General features: G+C 36.1%; 13 protein-coding genes, 15 tRNA genes and 1 rRNA gene. 26 read left to right on the forward strand and 3 right to left on the reverse strand.

Features of this window, described 5'->3' with window-relative positions; genetic code table 11:
• The first annotated feature begins 208 nt into the window (after positions 1-208).
• The 16 genes from rrf to HNQ94_RS00085 all read left to right on the forward strand — a co-directional run bounded on the left by rrf (position 209) and on the right by HNQ94_RS00085 (position 2,031).
• Positions 209-324, forward strand: a 5S ribosomal RNA gene (gene rrf / locus HNQ94_RS00010).
• Between the two features lie 85 nt (positions 325-409).
• Positions 410-484: transfer RNA gene (locus tag HNQ94_RS00015), tRNA-Asn, on the forward strand.
• 2 nt (positions 485-486) lie between these two features.
• Positions 487-578, forward strand: a tRNA-Ser gene (locus tag HNQ94_RS00020).
• A gap of 16 nt (positions 579-594) precedes the next feature.
• Positions 595-669: transfer RNA gene (locus HNQ94_RS00025), tRNA-Glu, on the forward strand.
• A 12-nt stretch (positions 670-681) separates the two neighbouring features.
• A tRNA-Val gene (locus tag HNQ94_RS00030) sits at positions 682-757 on the forward strand.
• A gap of 104 nt (positions 758-861) precedes the next feature.
• Positions 862-938 (forward strand) — tRNA-Met (locus tag HNQ94_RS00035).
• A gap of 136 nt (positions 939-1,074) precedes the next feature.
• Positions 1,075-1,151: transfer RNA gene (locus HNQ94_RS00040), tRNA-Asp, on the forward strand.
• Between the two features lie 58 nt (positions 1,152-1,209).
• Positions 1,210-1,285: transfer RNA gene (locus HNQ94_RS00045), tRNA-Phe, on the forward strand.
• 5 nt (positions 1,286-1,290) lie between these two features.
• A tRNA-Thr gene (locus HNQ94_RS00050) sits at positions 1,291-1,366 on the forward strand.
• A gap of 17 nt (positions 1,367-1,383) precedes the next feature.
• A tRNA-Tyr gene (locus HNQ94_RS00055) sits at positions 1,384-1,468 on the forward strand.
• A gap of 21 nt (positions 1,469-1,489) precedes the next feature.
• A tRNA-Trp gene (locus HNQ94_RS00060) sits at positions 1,490-1,564 on the forward strand.
• 31 nt (positions 1,565-1,595) lie between these two features.
• A tRNA-His gene (locus HNQ94_RS00065) sits at positions 1,596-1,668 on the forward strand.
• Positions 1,669-1,697: 29 nt separating this feature from the next.
• Positions 1,698-1,772, forward strand: a tRNA-Gln gene (locus tag HNQ94_RS00070).
• 8 nt (positions 1,773-1,780) lie between these two features.
• Positions 1,781-1,855 (forward strand) — tRNA-Gly (locus tag HNQ94_RS00075).
• 11 nt (positions 1,856-1,866) lie between these two features.
• Positions 1,867-1,940: transfer RNA gene (locus HNQ94_RS00080), tRNA-Cys, on the forward strand.
• A 9-nt stretch (positions 1,941-1,949) separates the two neighbouring features.
• A tRNA-Leu gene (locus tag HNQ94_RS00085) sits at positions 1,950-2,031 on the forward strand.
• Between the two features lie 359 nt (positions 2,032-2,390).
• Here HNQ94_RS00085 and HNQ94_RS00090 read toward each other — a convergent pair.
• Positions 2,391-3,830 (reverse strand): RNA-guided endonuclease InsQ/TnpB family protein, encoded by a 1,440-nt coding sequence (locus HNQ94_RS00090; protein WP_174496215.1) that lies wholly within the window; start codon positions 3,828-3,830, stop codon positions 2,391-2,393.
• A gap of 245 nt (positions 3,831-4,075) precedes the next feature.
• Here HNQ94_RS00090 and HNQ94_RS00095 point away from each other — a divergent pair, with 245 nt between their 5' ends.
• The 4 genes from HNQ94_RS00095 to HNQ94_RS00110 all read left to right on the forward strand — a co-directional run bounded on the left by HNQ94_RS00095 (position 4,076) and on the right by HNQ94_RS00110 (position 6,501).
• Positions 4,076-4,351: a hypothetical protein gene (locus HNQ94_RS00095; RefSeq protein ID WP_174496216.1), complete on the forward strand. Its 276-nt coding sequence runs from the start codon at positions 4,076-4,078 to the stop codon at positions 4,349-4,351.
• Between the two features lie 33 nt (positions 4,352-4,384).
• A complete protein-coding gene (locus HNQ94_RS00100; RefSeq protein WP_174496217.1) occupies positions 4,385-5,074 on the forward strand; it encodes a DUF6946 family protein in 690 nt (229 codons plus the stop codon).
• Positions 5,075-5,139: 65 nt separating this feature from the next.
• Positions 5,140-5,475: a hypothetical protein gene (locus tag HNQ94_RS00105; RefSeq protein ID WP_174496218.1), complete on the forward strand. Its 336-nt coding sequence runs from the start codon at positions 5,140-5,142 to the stop codon at positions 5,473-5,475.
• A 51-nt stretch (positions 5,476-5,526) separates the two neighbouring features.
• Positions 5,527-6,501: a hypothetical protein gene (locus HNQ94_RS00110; RefSeq protein WP_174496219.1), complete on the forward strand. Its 975-nt coding sequence runs from the start codon at positions 5,527-5,529 to the stop codon at positions 6,499-6,501.
• A gap of 212 nt (positions 6,502-6,713) precedes the next feature.
• Here HNQ94_RS00110 and yraA read toward each other — a convergent pair whose 3' ends face one another.
• Positions 6,714-7,223: a cysteine protease YraA gene (yraA, locus tag HNQ94_RS00115; RefSeq protein WP_174496220.1), complete on the reverse strand. Its 510-nt coding sequence runs from the start codon at positions 7,221-7,223 to the stop codon at positions 6,714-6,716.
• Positions 7,224-7,636: 413 nt separating this feature from the next.
• On the opposite strand from yraA, the gene HNQ94_RS00120 reads away from it, so the two are divergent.
• The 4 genes from HNQ94_RS00120 to HNQ94_RS00135 are packed head-to-tail and all read left to right on the forward strand — an operon-like array spanning position 7,637 to position 10,616.
• Entirely contained in the window at positions 7,637-8,290 is a 654-nt protein-coding gene (locus tag HNQ94_RS00120; RefSeq protein ID WP_246199989.1) for an ABC transporter permease, read from the forward strand.
• Between the two features lie 15 nt (positions 8,291-8,305).
• Positions 8,306-9,217: a glycine betaine ABC transporter substrate-binding protein gene (locus tag HNQ94_RS00125; RefSeq protein WP_174496221.1), complete on the forward strand. Its 912-nt coding sequence runs from the start codon at positions 8,306-8,308 to the stop codon at positions 9,215-9,217.
• Between the two features lie 23 nt (positions 9,218-9,240).
• Positions 9,241-10,011: an ABC transporter ATP-binding protein gene (locus HNQ94_RS00130; protein ID WP_174496222.1), complete on the forward strand. Its 771-nt coding sequence runs from the start codon at positions 9,241-9,243 to the stop codon at positions 10,009-10,011.
• The gene (locus tag HNQ94_RS00135; protein WP_174496223.1) at positions 10,008-10,616 is read left to right on the forward strand and encodes an ABC transporter permease; all 609 of its coding nucleotides are present in this window, start codon (positions 10,008-10,010) and stop codon (positions 10,614-10,616) included. Before HNQ94_RS00130 ends, HNQ94_RS00135 begins: the two co-directional genes overlap by 4 nt.
• 75 nt (positions 10,617-10,691) lie before the next feature.
• On the opposite strand, the gene HNQ94_RS00140 is transcribed toward HNQ94_RS00135, so the two are convergent.
• On the reverse strand, positions 10,692-11,834 hold the full coding sequence (locus HNQ94_RS00140; RefSeq protein ID WP_174496224.1) for a hypothetical protein: 1,143 nt from the start codon (positions 11,832-11,834) through the stop codon (positions 10,692-10,694).
• A 419-nt stretch (positions 11,835-12,253) separates the two neighbouring features.
• On the opposite strand from HNQ94_RS00140, the gene HNQ94_RS00145 reads away from it, so the two are divergent.
• Together HNQ94_RS00145 and HNQ94_RS00150 are read left to right on the forward strand one after the other, a co-directional pair.
• Entirely contained in the window at positions 12,254-12,505 is a 252-nt protein-coding gene (locus HNQ94_RS00145) for a hypothetical protein (protein ID WP_174496225.1), read from the forward strand.
• Positions 12,506-12,593: 88 nt separating this feature from the next.
• Entirely contained in the window at positions 12,594-14,750 is a 2,157-nt protein-coding gene (locus HNQ94_RS00150; RefSeq protein ID WP_174496226.1) for a YecA family protein, read from the forward strand.
• Positions 14,751-14,766: the final 16 nt, after the last annotated feature.

A 14,766-nucleotide genomic window follows, 5' to 3' on the forward strand; every position in this document is an offset into this window, starting at 1 on the left:
AGGTAGATAGGTCCGAGGTGGAAGCGTGGTGACACGTGCAGCTGACGGATACTAATCAATCGAGGACTTAACTTAAATCTTTAAACCACACACATACTTGATCTTGTTTCCGATTCTTATCTAGTTTTGAAGGTGCTTGAAAAATTTACCCCTTGAATTTTTGTGAAAACAAGATATAATATTTGTTGTCACTAAAAATTAAGGTTTGTCTGGTGGCGATGGCGAAGAGGTCACACCTGTACCCATTCCGAACACAGAAGTTAAGCTCTTCAGCGCCGATGGTAGTTGGGGTTCTTCCCCTGCGAGAGTAGGACGCTGCCAGGCTACATACCACTTTTATAGTGGTAATAGAATTAAACGATGGCACTATTGATCGTTGCGAGTATGCACTCTCTAAGGTTAATATTATTCCACCGTAGCTCAGTGGTAGAGCAATCGGCTGTTAACCGATTGGTCGTAGGTTCGAATCCTACCGGTGGAGCCATGGGAGAGCTGTCCGAGTGGCCGAAGGAGCACGATTGGAAATCGTGTAGGCTGCTAAAGCGGTCTCGAGGGTTCGAATCCCTCGCTCTCCGCCATTACAACTTTAACTTAGGCCCGTTGGTCAAGCGGTTAAGACACCGCCCTTTCACGGCGGTAACACGGGTTCGAATCCCGTACGGGTCACCACTTAGAAACATTGGAGGATTAGCTCAGCTGGGAGAGCACCTGCCTTACAAGCAGGGGGTCGGCGGTTCGATCCCGTCATCCTCCACCATAAAACTTTTTAAAAAAGTAGTCAACATCAAAAGCTTTGCTGCATATAATAGCTTTTGTGGGCACAAAAAAGCATCATTAATTTAATCGCGAAAGCGACATTATCGCGGGGTGGAGCAGTCTGGTAGCTCGTCGGGCTCATAACCCGAAGGTCGTAGGTTCAAATCCTGCCCCCGCAACCAAATTTATTCATCTTTACAACGTTGAGTAACATCTTCGTTAAGATGAAATTAGTAGTACCCGGAAGGGTGCAACCAATTTAATTACCGAGACTACGTAGCAATACGAATAGCGAGGTAATATTATTTTATTCATTATGGTCCGGTAGTTCAGTTGGTTAGAATGCCTGCCTGTCACGCAGGAGGTCGCGGGTTCGAGTCCCGTCCGGACCGCCATTTTAGGTTTTAAATCTATTGGCACATCATCTTAATATATAACTTCACTTTACATAGTGGCTCGGTAGCTCAGTCGGTAGAGCAACGGACTGAAAATCCGTGTGTCGGCGGTTCGATTCCGTCCCGAGCCACCACTAAAGCCGGTCTAGCTCAATTGGTAGAGCAACTGACTTGTAATCAGTAGGTTGGGGGTTCAAGTCCTCTGGCCGGCACCAGTAACTGTTTTTATTATGGAGGGGTAGCGAAGTGGCTAAACGCGGCGGACTGTAAATCCGCTCCCTCAGGGTTCGGCGGTTCGAATCCGTCCCCCTCCACCATTTTTGTTTTCACTTATTTGTAGGGGTATAGTTCAAAGGCTAGAACAGCGGTCTCCAAAACCGCCGATGTGGGTTCGAGTCCTACTACCCCTGCCATTTTCATTCTTATATATAAACTAAAATTATGGCGGTTATGGCGAAGTGGTTAACGCACCGGATTGTGGTTCCGGCATACGTGGGTTCGATCCCCACTAATCGCCCTCTGCTTTATTTTTGTTTTATGGTTTGTTGGGCCATAGCCAAGCGGTAAGGCATCGGATTTTGATTCCGTGATGCGCTGGTTCGAATCCAGCTGGCCCAGCCATTTTCTATGCGGAAGTAGTTCAGTGGTAGAACACCACCTTGCCAAGGTGGGGGTCGCGGGTTCGAATCCCGTCTTCCGCTCCATTTTTATATTCGGCGGCATAGCCAAGTGGTAAGGCAGAGGTCTGCAAAACCTTTACCACCGGTTCGAATCCGGTTGCCGCCTCCATATAAAAATGCCGGTGTGGCGGAATTGGCAGACGCGCACGACTCAAAATCGTGTTCCTTCGGGAGTACCAGTTCGACCCTGGTCACCGGTATCTTAGAAACAGAAATAAAAGGCCAGTAAATGTTTATATCTTAACATTTACTGGCCTTTTTTACATACTTCTACTTTACTATTTTTGTGATTTCTCTTTAAGCTAATACTTTATCATTTAGGGTAAATGCAAGTTAATCATATCGTAAGTATTTTCATCTTAGATATATTTTACATGCTGTTCATTAAAAGTGTCGGTTCGACCGCTCTGATTTTCCTCCAATAAAAATGCCACACTTGAGTACTCATCTTCTCTCCAAGTCAAGACTAAGTAGTGTGGAAGTCTTGAGATGGCAGAACGACATGTAGGATTCTGTAGTCGTTTCAAGTTTAGTTAGTTTCTCACAACGAAATTTCTAACTAGCCTGAGCGAGGCAAATAATTGTTGTTCTTTATCCACGAATTCTTTTTTCCGAATGTGGCTTCACCTTTATAAGTAAAATGATTAAGCTTTTCTTTATAGATAGTAGTATCTAAAATATAACCAGCTTTCTGAGCAATATTAACACTAGAATTAATGTCCCTCAGTATTTCAGTACCACAATTCTTACAAATAAAAGTACGAATGTTGGGTTCTTTTTTTTCAGAATCTCCACATACACAACATTTTTTTGTCGTATTATGTTCATCTATTTTTAAATAGTACTTTTTCTGTTTAACTGCTATCCATTCTAATATACGACGAAATTCTCCTATCTTTCCTTGATTTAACATAGATCTTTTCATATTTGAGTATGAGGCACTTTTATTAGATGGTGTATAGTCCCCAATAATAACTAAATCATATTTTCGATACAATGAATGTGCTATTGAATACAACGCTGTCTTAATTTGTTCTCGACGTTTGTTGTAAGCACGGTTCAATGCATCATTTATCCTATTCCATCGTGGACTGTGGACAGTGTATGTGTTTAAATACTGAGTTTCTCTTATACGATATTTCTTCTCACATAAGTCTCGACGTGCTTTTAAGATATCAATTATATTATCCCAATATCTTATCATCTTGATGTTACTAAATTCTATTGAATCACCTTTATAATCAATTCCAGCAAAGAAGTTTTTGTGATTAGGATCTAAAGCAATCCACTTTAAGTTCGTGGGTATAACAACCTTTTCTTCTACATATTTGGGCTTCTTGGGTAGCTCCTTATTCTCAAGTTTCGCTTGATTGTAATTTTTTCTATATAATGACATCGATTTTTTAAATTCAATTTCTTTTATGGAACATCTCTCAATGGTGAATATCGCAAAAAATTGGTTTCCGTATTCTTTACATATTCTAAGATTCTTCATAATTTCGCCATCATCTAGTTGTAGCTTTTCTCTAAGTTTTCCTATCACAGAAGGATTTTTCTTCCCTTTTTTCCTCTCTAATCCTGGTATATTTCCAAGTGAAATAGAAATATTTCTCCCATTATTTAATATATTCCAACCTTTATAAGGTTCATCATATACTAGACTGAACCACGCTTTTTTCCAACTTCTATATTTGGGATAACTAGCATTATTATTAAAGTAACTTTTGTAAGCCTTGAGTAATCTAGTAGAGGCTTCTTTTAAAACAGAGGAAAATACAGAATTTAAAAATGGATATTTGTTTTTTAATGAAACTCCATAATTTCTTAAATTCCTTCCTTCTAATAACCTCAACGAATTATTATTTGTTTCATAGTCCTCTTTACAAATTGTTAGTAACTGGTTATAAAACCAATTACAAATTTTACTTTGGCCGTCTAGTATAAAGCTGTCATTTTTTGAAAATTTTACTTGTATTTTCCGGCAATATGTTAGACTCATCCTCTCACCTCCTTTAGTAGAACATTTGTTCTATTATTATAACATTTTATTCATCTATTTCATTTAAAATATATTAATTAAACAGAAGTATGAGTCAATATGTGTCTTTAAAGAGTTGAATAGATAAAATCCTTATGGCACGACTAAATATTGGGAATAAAAGGGTATTTATTGTCTAAGGTAGAAATAAAATATATTATAAACAACACATAATTGAATGTATGCGTTCGGAAGGGTTGTGTTTTGTGCCAACACTACCTGAAGCAGTTATTGTAGCGTTTTATGCACTAGGTGGGGAACGAAATATAAAAGAATTTGAAGATTGGATTTACGAGAGCTACGGGGATAGGTGGAAGGATATAGGTACACGTATGTCAGATATGGTATCTGTTTCCCACAGAGGAAATGCCTCTTCAAAAAATCAACCAAAGTATTGTGTTTTAATTAAAGTTTCAAGAGGAAAGTATTGTCTCATAGAGGACGAAATAAATAAAGAAGACTTGAAGTTACAAATCTATTAGATTTATTTTTATTAGTTACAGAGGAGGATAATTATGAGTAAAATGTTTACTCCGACAAAAAGTGCGGAGAATTGGGGGAAACTGCTTGCAGACTATGATAAGCAATGGAAGACGGGATATTCAGCAAAAACTCTAGCTTATTGTTGGGAAGAAAATCCTCAAGCATTTCCAAAATGCTTGGAAAATGTATTTAAGAAATCCTCTATGCCTATCTTTCAAAATATTGAACTTCTTTTTGGTTTTCCAGAGTACAAAGTCCATCTGCCTGGGGGAAATAGAGCTTCTCAAAATGATATTTTCGTTATTGCAAAAGGGGATGGGGAGCTTATCGCCATTATGGTTGAAGGAAAAGTTTCGGAGTCATTCGATAAGACAGTAGTAGAATGGTTAGGTAATGACCCTAGCCTTGGTAAAAGGGAAAGACTGACATTCCTAACTAAAGACCTTCAACTAACTGAAAAAGAAGTATCTGACATTAGGTATCAATTATTGCATCGAACTGTATCTGCAATGTTAGAAGCAAAAAAACTTAATGCTCCTAATGCACTAATGCTAGTACATTCATTTGGTGAGAATTATGAAGGATTTGATGATTATCATGCATTTGTAAAACTATTTGGATTACATGCTAGTAAAGAAGAAATCATGGGACCAGTCTTTTTAAATGGAATTCACGTTTATTTTGGATGGGTTACTGGTAATCCGAAATTTCTTATAAAGTAGCAATCTAATCCATCTGTAGAACAACTAAGAGATGGTATTTCAAATAAAGGATGAGGTGGACGAACATGGCTAAACCTTGGAAAGATGATCAAGAATACCTGCTTAATTCTATTTTAGAGTATCGTAGTTTAATAAATGGTAAAGATGATAAAGAGGCAAGGCGTATTACGGAAAAATTTGCCAAGGAAATACAAAACTGTAATCCTGAACTAAAGCATAGAACAGTACAATCTATTGTTGAGCGTCTCCCATATTTAGATAACCTTCTAGCAGGTGTATTTGAGAAAGACAATTATGCTAATAAAGATCAGAACTTGTACGCAAAAATGGAAAGGGAAAATAATGATACAACTCCTAATTACTGTAATACCAGGCATTCATATAATGGGGCAATTAGGTAGGACCATGATTAGTGAATTAGAGTTGATTATAGATCCAAAGGAGAGAAACAATTGTACAATATCAAAAATATAGAGGCGATTCCAATTGAACCTACAAGTTTTTCTGAATTACAGATGACTGAACATGATATAGAAGAACTAATTAAGAATAATACCAATTTAATTGCAGAAGATGAATCAATGTTAATCGTGGGACAACAGGTGAGAAACTCTAGTAATGGTATTTGTGATTTAGTCGGATTAAATCAAAATGGTGATTTGGTTCTCATTGAAATTAAAAGAGACCGAAAAGATATTGAAACAAGAAAAGAGGCATTTGAATTTCAAGCCATTCGTTATGCAGCAGGATTTGCAACAATAAAAGATATCGATGATTTAATTAGTAAAATTTATGCTCCTTTTTTGGAGAAAAAAAACAATAATAAGAACAAATATACATTAACGATTACAGAGCAAGCCAATCGAAATGTGGTCTCCTTTTTTCAAGAAAACAATATTGCGATTGAGGATTTCAATCAGCGGCAGCAAATCATCCTGGTTGCTTCTGACTTCGATGCTCAAACAAAATCGGCAGTTGCCTGGCTTAACAGTAATGGTGTAGAAATGTACTGCTATAAATTGATTCCATATAAAATAAAGGATGAATTATATATCGAAAGTAAAAAGGTCCTTCCATTAGACCGCTATGAAGATTATTATGTTGATTTAACGAACAAAACAACGACTTCAAAAATTAAACGAAAAAGGCAATCCAACCGTCGTAACTTGCCAAGAATTGATGCAATGTTGGATTGGGGAGTCGTTAAAGAAGGAGACCTTCTTAAGGCAAAAAATCATGATTCCACTGCTACCTTATTGGGGAACGGAAATGTAGAAGTCACCGGAGAAGAAAGATCAATTCAGCAGTGGTTAAGAGAAGTAACTGGTTGGTCATCTGTTGAAACCTATGCTTTCACTGTGCATATGGAAAAAGGGAAGACATTGTCAGAAATAAGAAGAGATTATATGGATAAGATGGAACAGTAGAAATAGGTATATAAGGGATCCTTATGCTCATATGAACATATATTCATAAGGGGTTATACCCCCTTCATACCCAGTGTAACGCGTGAAATAGTACATATTTAGTTTTATAACTGGTAACAGCCCGATGTTGGTGGGTGTATAGAAAACGTGAAAAATCATACCTTTTGATTAGTAAAGCCGCTTAAGTTATATCTTAAGCGGCTTTAAATGTCTTAATTTAACAATTTCAATGATTCAAGATTAAAAGCCGGGATATCTTTTGGCTCTCGACTTGTTACGATATTTTGACTCACTACTACTTCTTCATCTTTGTAGTTTGCACCTGCATTTCTTAAGTCCACACGAATGGATTTAAAGCCTGTCATATCCACACCTTTTAATAGGTCCGTATCAATTAATACTTGAGGACCATGGCAAATGGCGAACACTGGTTTTCCTTCTTGGATAAATGTTTTTGCAAATTGACCAAAACGGTCGTCTACACGCAGTAGATCTGGAGAGAATCCACCAGGAATAAGTAAAGCATCAAAGTCTGCAGGATTTACTTCACTAATACCTTTATCGATTGTGATTGTTTCTCCCTTTTTTCCCGTTACAGTTTTCCCTGCTTCTTTTTCAATGGTAATGACTTCATGACCAGCATCTCGAAAAGCCTCTGCAGGTTCCGTGAACTCCACATCCTCAAACAAGTCTGTAACTAGGGTTGCAATCTTTTTACTCATTGTTTATTCCTCCTCTTTCAGAATCTACTTGTCCATATAAGGACAATGAGAGTTCAGTATAATAGCTATTTGATGTAAATGCACAAATTTTGCTCACTGCTGTTTAAGAGAAGAGACCTAATATAAACAAGATAAGAATATACTAGTTTAAGTCGTTCATATACAGGGAAGTAATCACAGAAGGAAAAGTAAGATTTTATTAGTTTCTAAGATTGCTAGAACAAAAATATAATTTTTATGTGGTAGTTCAAACATAACCATTTCTGTTTCACCAAATAGAGTTAATTAGAACCGCTAAAAAAATGGTTTACTGACTGAAATTTTTGGTGGGGAGTCGCATTAATAATTTTGCTCATGTAATCCATATACCTCTAGTACGCACCTTGGAACAAAATCAATGAAAGGAGAATCCTTTGGAAAATAATATTTGGCTTCAAATGAAAGATTATTTTAACAACAATATGGATTCTTTTTTAATCGCTATTAAGGAGCATTTAGAAATTAGCCTTATTGCCTTGATGATAGCGATTATTATTGGAATTCCTTGTGGATACGTCTGTGTAAAGTTCAAAAGGCTAGAAAAACAAATTGTTTCCTTATTTCAGGTACTAAGAGTTATTCCGAGTTTAGCGGTGTTGCTTTTATTAATTCCCGTAATGGGGACAGGGGTAAAGTCGGCCATCATTGCACTTGTCTTATTAGCTATGCCACCAGTTTTGATGAATACAGTCGTTGGATTGAAGGAAGTTCCAGATTTTATGGTGGAATCTGCGTATGGAATTGGCATGACAGAAAAACAAGTGCTATGGAAGGTTCAGTTTCCTTTGGCAATGCCGTTAATATTTACGGGAATAAAGACCGCGATGATCGAAATTATTGCTAGTGCTACACTTGCTGCAAAAATTGGCGCAGGTGGACTAGGAGGCATTATATTTACAGGTTTAGGTTTGAATAGAACAGATTTGTTATTAATTGGTGGTATCACAGTCGGGTTATTAACGATCGCTACTTCCCTTTTACTAGAATTGATTAATAGAACAATGATGAAATATAAATATGTAAGATAATAGGAGGAACTATACATGAAGAAAAAGACAAAAAGAATGATGGCAGTCGCAATAGGATTGGTATTCATGCTAGGTTTAGTGGCATGTGGAAATGATGGAGAATCTAGTGATAACAGTGAGGATAAAACGATTCGTGTTGGATCCAAAGACTTTACAGAAAATTTAATTGTAGCGGAATTATATTCTCTTGCGCTTGAAGACGCGGGATATGATGTGGAAAGAGTATTCAACATAGCTGGTTCCGTCATTCATACATCGATAACGAACGATGAAATCGACTTGTACCCTGAATATACTGGTACAGGATTATTATCCATTTTAAAAATGGATTTACTGACAGATCCAGAAGAAGTGTATAACACGGTAAAAGAAGAATATGATACACAATTTAATCTAACTTGGTTAGATTATGCTCAAGCGAATGATGGACAAGGATTGGTTATTCGTACCGATGTTTCAAAAGAATTGGGCATTACTACAATCACTGATTTACAGAAACATGCAAGCGAATTAAGATTTGCATCCCAAGGTGAATTTGATCAAAGGGCGGATGGTATCCCTGCATTAGAAGAGACGTATGGAGAATTAAATTGGAAATCCTCTAAAGTCTATGATAACGGATTAAAATATGAAGTATTAAAAAACAATGAAGCAGATGTAACACCCGCTTATACAACAGAAGGTCAATTAGTAAATACAGATGAATTTACTTTATTAGAAGATGATAAGCAGGTTTGGCCACCATATAATTTGGCACCTGTCGTACGGAATAACGTGTTAGAAGCAAATCCAGAAATTGCGGACATTATTAATGAAATAAGCGCCACATTAGATACAAAGACAATCACGGAACTTAATGCGAAAGTGGATGTCGATAAGCAAGAATATGAAGAAGTAGCAAAAGAGTATTATGAATCAATTCAATAAAAAAATTGATTCAGGAGGTTACTATGACTCAAAAAGCAATTGAAATCAGTAACGTAACAAAAAAGTTTAAACAGGCAGAATATAATGCTGTTGATAATGTCAATCTGACGATAGATGAAGGGGAATTTATTACGATACTAGGGTCGTCAGGATCCGGAAAAACTACTCTTTTAAAAATAATTAATAAGTTATATGAACCGAACGAAGGAACCATTAAGTTATTTGGTGAGGATATTGCCCATGTTGACTCGGTTCAGTTACGAAGAAGTATCGGCTATGTCATTCAACAAATTGGTCTATTTCCCCATATGACGATTGCTGAAAATGTGGCAACCGCACCAAAATTGCTAAAATGGAACAAAAAAGCCATCCATGAAAGAGTAGACGATCTCTTAAACCTTGTCGGGCTTAATCCTAGTGATTTTAAGGACCGTTATCCATCGGAGTTATCAGGTGGGCAACAACAAAGAATCGGTCTAGCAAGAGCATTAGCTGTTGATCCGAAAATTATGTTAATGGACGAACCGTTGGGAGCGGTCGATGCGATTACTCGATTACATTTACAGGATGAATTATTGCGAATTCATGGCGGACTACAAAAGACATTTTTGCTTGTAACGCACGACATTAACGAAGCCTTCAAACTCGGAAATAGAATAGTGATTATGAATGAGGGGAAAGTATGTCAATTTGATACACCTAAAAACATTGTAGCCAATCCAGCTGACGAGTTTGTGTCTTCCTTGATTGAATCATCAAGAAACCAAGGGAAGTTCTGGGAGGGGTTAGGGTGATCGAGTATGCGATGAATTATCCAGACAAGTTAATAGACCCATTATTAGAACACATTCAAATGTTAGTCATTACCTTAATACTCTCCCTTATTTTGGCATCTGCACTAACCATCATTTCTACATACTCTAGCGTTTTTTCAAAGACGTTGGTGTATATTTTTTCCGTTGTCTATTCGATACCGAGCTTAGCACTTTTTGCTTTGCTGATACCTATTACTGGATTAGGACAAACAACCGCAATCATCGTTTTGGTGGTCTATAATCAATACTTGTTATTACGTAACTTTATTGAAGGGTTAAATGAAGTTGATTCATCTATTGTAGAAGCAGCTACAGGTATGGGAATGAACAAAATGCAGTTGCTTTTAAAAATAAAAGTACCTTTATCAAGAAAAGCAATATTTACAGGTGTCCGTCTTTCCGTTGTTTCTACGATTGGTATCGCAACAATTGCTGCCTTTATTAATGCCGGTGGGCTAGGCAGTATTTTAAATGATGGATTAAGAACAGTAAATACAGTGAAAATTCTTTGGGGGAGTTTTCTTGCAGCCGGATTAGCTATATTTACTAATGGTCTATTAAGTAAGGTGGAGGAAAAATTATGAGTTGGGGTCAGACCCCATTTCAATTTAAAAACCCATTATTTATTGAGCCTCTGTCAATAAATAATGGGTTTATCATTACTGTATAGTACTTGCTATAGCAACTACTTTTTCAAAAAATTGTTTATCACTAAATGCTCTACCTTTTAGGCTAATCCTGACATTTAAATGTTCTGCAATGCCGTCCTTTTCATACGGTTTAATAAATATATAATAGCTTTCTCCATTTTCTCCCCAAACTTGTCTGAGCCCATATGAGTAGTCTTCCATACCAGGATAGTCATTTAAATCGATAAACTCAGGTTCTCTTCCACCTTCCTCGTACATAAGAGAGGCATATGATTTGTATTTATCAGGTGTCATCATGCCAACAGTAATGGAGGCATGGTAATAATCATCTACACCAAATGGCATCTCTAATCCAATGTTACCGATGTTTAAATCATTTTTTGGAACAAGAGTATCAAAATCATTGGGAACCATTAATGAAATTTCATGTCTTTTATTTTCTTCTTCTTCTGATAATTGTCCTTGTCTAAAACTTGCTGTTATCGCAGTACTTACCAAAGTGGCAGAATATGAAGTTAATTCACCATCGTGACAAACAATTAACTCATTTTCTTTTTGTTCAGGTTTACACCCATCATTTAAAGTGATTGCTTCATCCATTGTTAAGTCGGCAATACTGTTTAGCATCGCGTAATGCTGAGCTAGAATTTCCTCTTCTCCTATATTGTCTGGAAGGATAATGGTGGCTAAGTAATCCTGCTTAATCCCAGCCAAAATTATTTTATGGATTATTTCGTTGTTTTCTGGATATGTAAAGTAATATCGCAAATTAACATCCAAATCCACTTCATCCTCATCTAGAGATGATACACCTTCAATAGAAGGAACATCAAAAGCTTGCATCTTTTCTTCATATAATTCTTTTTTAAAAGGTTCAATGGAGAGATTTATACTTAAATCTTCATTATGTATAAGTATGTCATTATCTCTTTCTTCAACAACAAGGTCACTAAATACTTTCATTGTAGATCCAAGAATGGTAGGTTCAATCTCATTCATTTTTCCCATTCCACTTTTATCATCCGTTTTAATAGAGCTTTCGTTTCCTGCTTGTTGACCATCTTGTAAATCCTCTTGATTAGCTGTTTGGTCTCCACATGCTGTTAAAAAAATAAGTAATGCAATTAATAACGTGTAGCTTCTTCTATTCATGTTGTTTATCCTCCTAGTAGTATTAGGTTGTATTTTACTAGTTTAATATAATTTTTGAGTTAATGGAAATCGGGTATCGTGCCTGTCACCCCCCGAATAATGATTTTCACCTTTTTTAATGGTGATTGTTAAAAATGAGAGAATTGAATGTCAAAGAATATATTTCCTTGGAAATAACTGCAAGTAATTGCGGTGATATGTCGAAATAATATTTCTTCTATGAAAATTAAGGTCATATTGTAGAGTGATTGTAGAAAATGTTTCTACTCTTGTTTAATGCAAGTTATCATATATAAAGACAGCCTTTTTTCTAAATTTGTTCTTTGATTTCCTCTTTTGTTTTGGCAGTAATGGAGTTGGACGTTTTTAAAAGGAGTTGCTATTATCAAGATAACAGCTGTTTTTAGGAGGACATCTTTGTGAAAATTAAAAAATCCAAAGCAGAACGTAAACGTGATCGGGCAATTTTACAGCAGTATCATAAAAAGATGACGGAAGATGCACTTAATCCCTTATACGAGCAGTTTGTCAAATGGAAAGATGGAAGTCTTCCATATGACGAGCTTACAGATTTCATTCACCAATTTCATAAGCATAATCAAGAAATATGGAAAACCTTTCATTATTTTGATAACGAGCAGCTCATTTTTGAGGCGAAAAAAAACAATTAAATCTATTCAATGAAGAGGATATGCAAAATGAACTATATCAACGTTGGTTTGAAGAATTAGATTGGCGTGAGGATAAAGGAGATTGAATATGACAGTCGGAAGAAATGACCTGTGTCCCTGTGGAAGTGGAAAAAAGTATAAGAAATGCTGTATGAATAAGAACAAGGTCGTTCAGTTTCATGAATTACAAGAGGAGAAGTTCTATCAACAAAAAAATATGTTAGTAAATAAATTGAGGGACTTTATGGAGGAGAATGTTTCCCAAAGTCTTTATTATAGCCTGAAGTCGCAGTTCAAAAAAAGAGCAAGACAAAGTGGAGACCACCAAGGTATTTTTGAGTTTTGGCTTTATTTTTTCTATCGTTTTGAAAATGGAATGCGTGGAGTTGAATGGTTTCTATCTGAGAACCAACATCGCTTATCTACCGATGAAAAAAAGATGATGCAAAGATGGACTACATTAAAACCACAATTAGTACAAGCTATTCATGTAACAAGTTCACATGTCACCTATATGGATTATTTCACAAGGGAGACCTATAATTTACCTAACACTAAAGAACATATTCCTATGTGTATTCCCTGGCATAGTACACTAGCCGTACTAGAACCAATGGGAGACAATTTTTATTTTAATGGTGTCAGACGTATATCAAGTCCTGAGGGATTAAAAAATGCAGCAAATCTAGTAAACGAGATTATGCAAGAAAAAGGTCTTGATCGTGAGCAAGCTTTATTAAACTATTACCCTGAAATTCTTGCAGCATTAATGAATGATAAAAGTGAGGAAGACTATAAGGAAAAAGAAATTGTACAGTACACCTATGACTTTTTGATGATTGATAAAGAACGTGCTGAGAACCTTTTATATAATGACCATGATTTTGCCGTGGATCACTGGGAAGAAAAAACAAAGAGGCTCTCATGGGTAGGGGAAGTACATGCCTATACAGATAGTGAACAAGAAGGACAAGTTAAGTTAGCAGAAGTACACGCTTTTTTAGAAATAGATAACAAGACTTTAACATTTGTTACCTATGATCTAGATGTTGTTATTAAATTTTTACGAAAAGTGTTAAAGGTAGATAGCCCTTTTGAATTAGTGAATGACAAAGAAGAGAAAATAAAGGTACCTCTCAATGCAGAGTTAAAACAAATGGCTATTTCAATGGAAAAGGGAGTACCAGAGTATTTTGCCTTATATGCTCAAAACCATTTACTAGCCGAAATAGATCACCCAATACCGAAATATGATCACTTATCTTTAAGAGAGTTAGTGGAAGCGGGTAAACAAAATATCGCCGAATTATGGCTTCAACAATCTGAATTTAATGTAAATCAAAATGTGTTGGCGCAATACGGGCAAATAGAAGTTACCGCAGATTTTAATACTGTCCGAAAAGAATTAGGTCTGGAACTATCACCTTTTGTAACAGGAGGGGAAAAACGTCATACAGCTTTAGAGCGATTACCAATACAACAAGCAACTGAGCGTCCAATTGCTGTGTTAGAAGCAGATATTTCGATTTATGAAGACTTAGGCTTCACAACGGAGACGCTTAATGCTTTTTATACTCAAGACATCATTGCATTCTATCAAGAGAAAACATACGGAAAATCAAAAGCAACGGAAAGAAAATATCGGAATAGTCTTTATGATATAAGAGAAGTTTTAGAAAATAGTCAAAACAAAAGCTGGGCAGATTGTGATTCAGACTTTTGGGAATCATTACTTGCAAAGGACTTCTTTAAGTTGTATATAAATGTAAGTAAATCAATGGTAAAAGATATGGTCACTGTCGTTAAATCACTAACAAGTTGGCTAGCAAAGGGAAAGAAGCTAAATATAGCTAAGGACGTTACGGAACTTGCTAAATATTTTGAACCTCGTATGCTAAATGCCGTTCAGCTACTCGAACATGAAAATCCTTACTTAGCTCGTGCTTACCATCCAGAAATAAATGAAGTAGGTAGTGAATTGAAGCATCTTGGTAAAAATTTTGGCCAAAGATTATCTGGTAACTTTAAAATTATTTCGGTTAATAAAAGAAGTGTTCGCACTATTAACTTAGAAAACTCAAAAGAGCTAACAATATCGGTAGAGGAAAAAGCTGTGCAATATGCAGAAGAAGGTATGATACTTACTGGTAATATTGGAAAGAGTAAGTCCTTGAATGTTTGGGAGATTATTTATTTGGAGAGAGTTAGTTTTGTACGAGGTGTGGTAAGAAATATCTTGGAATAATAATTTTAGCTATACA

Origin of the sequence: Salirhabdus euzebyi, assembly GCF_014207435.1 — a bacterium.
Classification (GTDB): Bacteria; Bacillota; Bacilli; order Bacillales; family Alkalibacillaceae; genus Salirhabdus; species Salirhabdus euzebyi.

What these genes read in the sequence shown, in the direction of transcription:
- HNQ94_RS00090 (WP_174496215.1), bottom strand. Translation starts at nt 3,830, where the DNA reads ATGAGTCTAACATATTGCCGGAAAATACAAGTAAAATTTTCAAAAAAT.
- HNQ94_RS00100 (WP_174496217.1), top strand. Translation starts at nt 4,385, where the DNA reads ATGAGTAAAATGTTTACTCCGACAAAAAGTGCGGAGAATTGGGGGAAA.
- HNQ94_RS00105 (WP_174496218.1), top strand. Translation starts at nt 5,140, where the DNA reads ATGGCTAAACCTTGGAAAGATGATCAAGAATACCTGCTTAATTCTATT.
- yraA (WP_174496220.1), bottom strand. Translation starts at nt 7,223, where the DNA reads ATGAGTAAAAAGATTGCAACCCTAGTTACAGACTTGTTTGAGGATGTG.
- HNQ94_RS00125 (WP_174496221.1), top strand. Translation starts at nt 8,306, where the DNA reads ATGAAGAAAAAGACAAAAAGAATGATGGCAGTCGCAATAGGATTGGTA.
- HNQ94_RS00130 (WP_174496222.1), top strand. Translation starts at nt 9,241, where the DNA reads ATGACTCAAAAAGCAATTGAAATCAGTAACGTAACAAAAAAGTTTAAA.
- HNQ94_RS00140 (WP_174496224.1), bottom strand. Translation starts at nt 11,834, where the DNA reads ATGAATAGAAGAAGCTACACGTTATTAATTGCATTACTTATTTTTTTA.
- HNQ94_RS00150 (WP_174496226.1), top strand. Translation starts at nt 12,594, where the DNA reads ATGACAGTCGGAAGAAATGACCTGTGTCCCTGTGGAAGTGGAAAAAAG.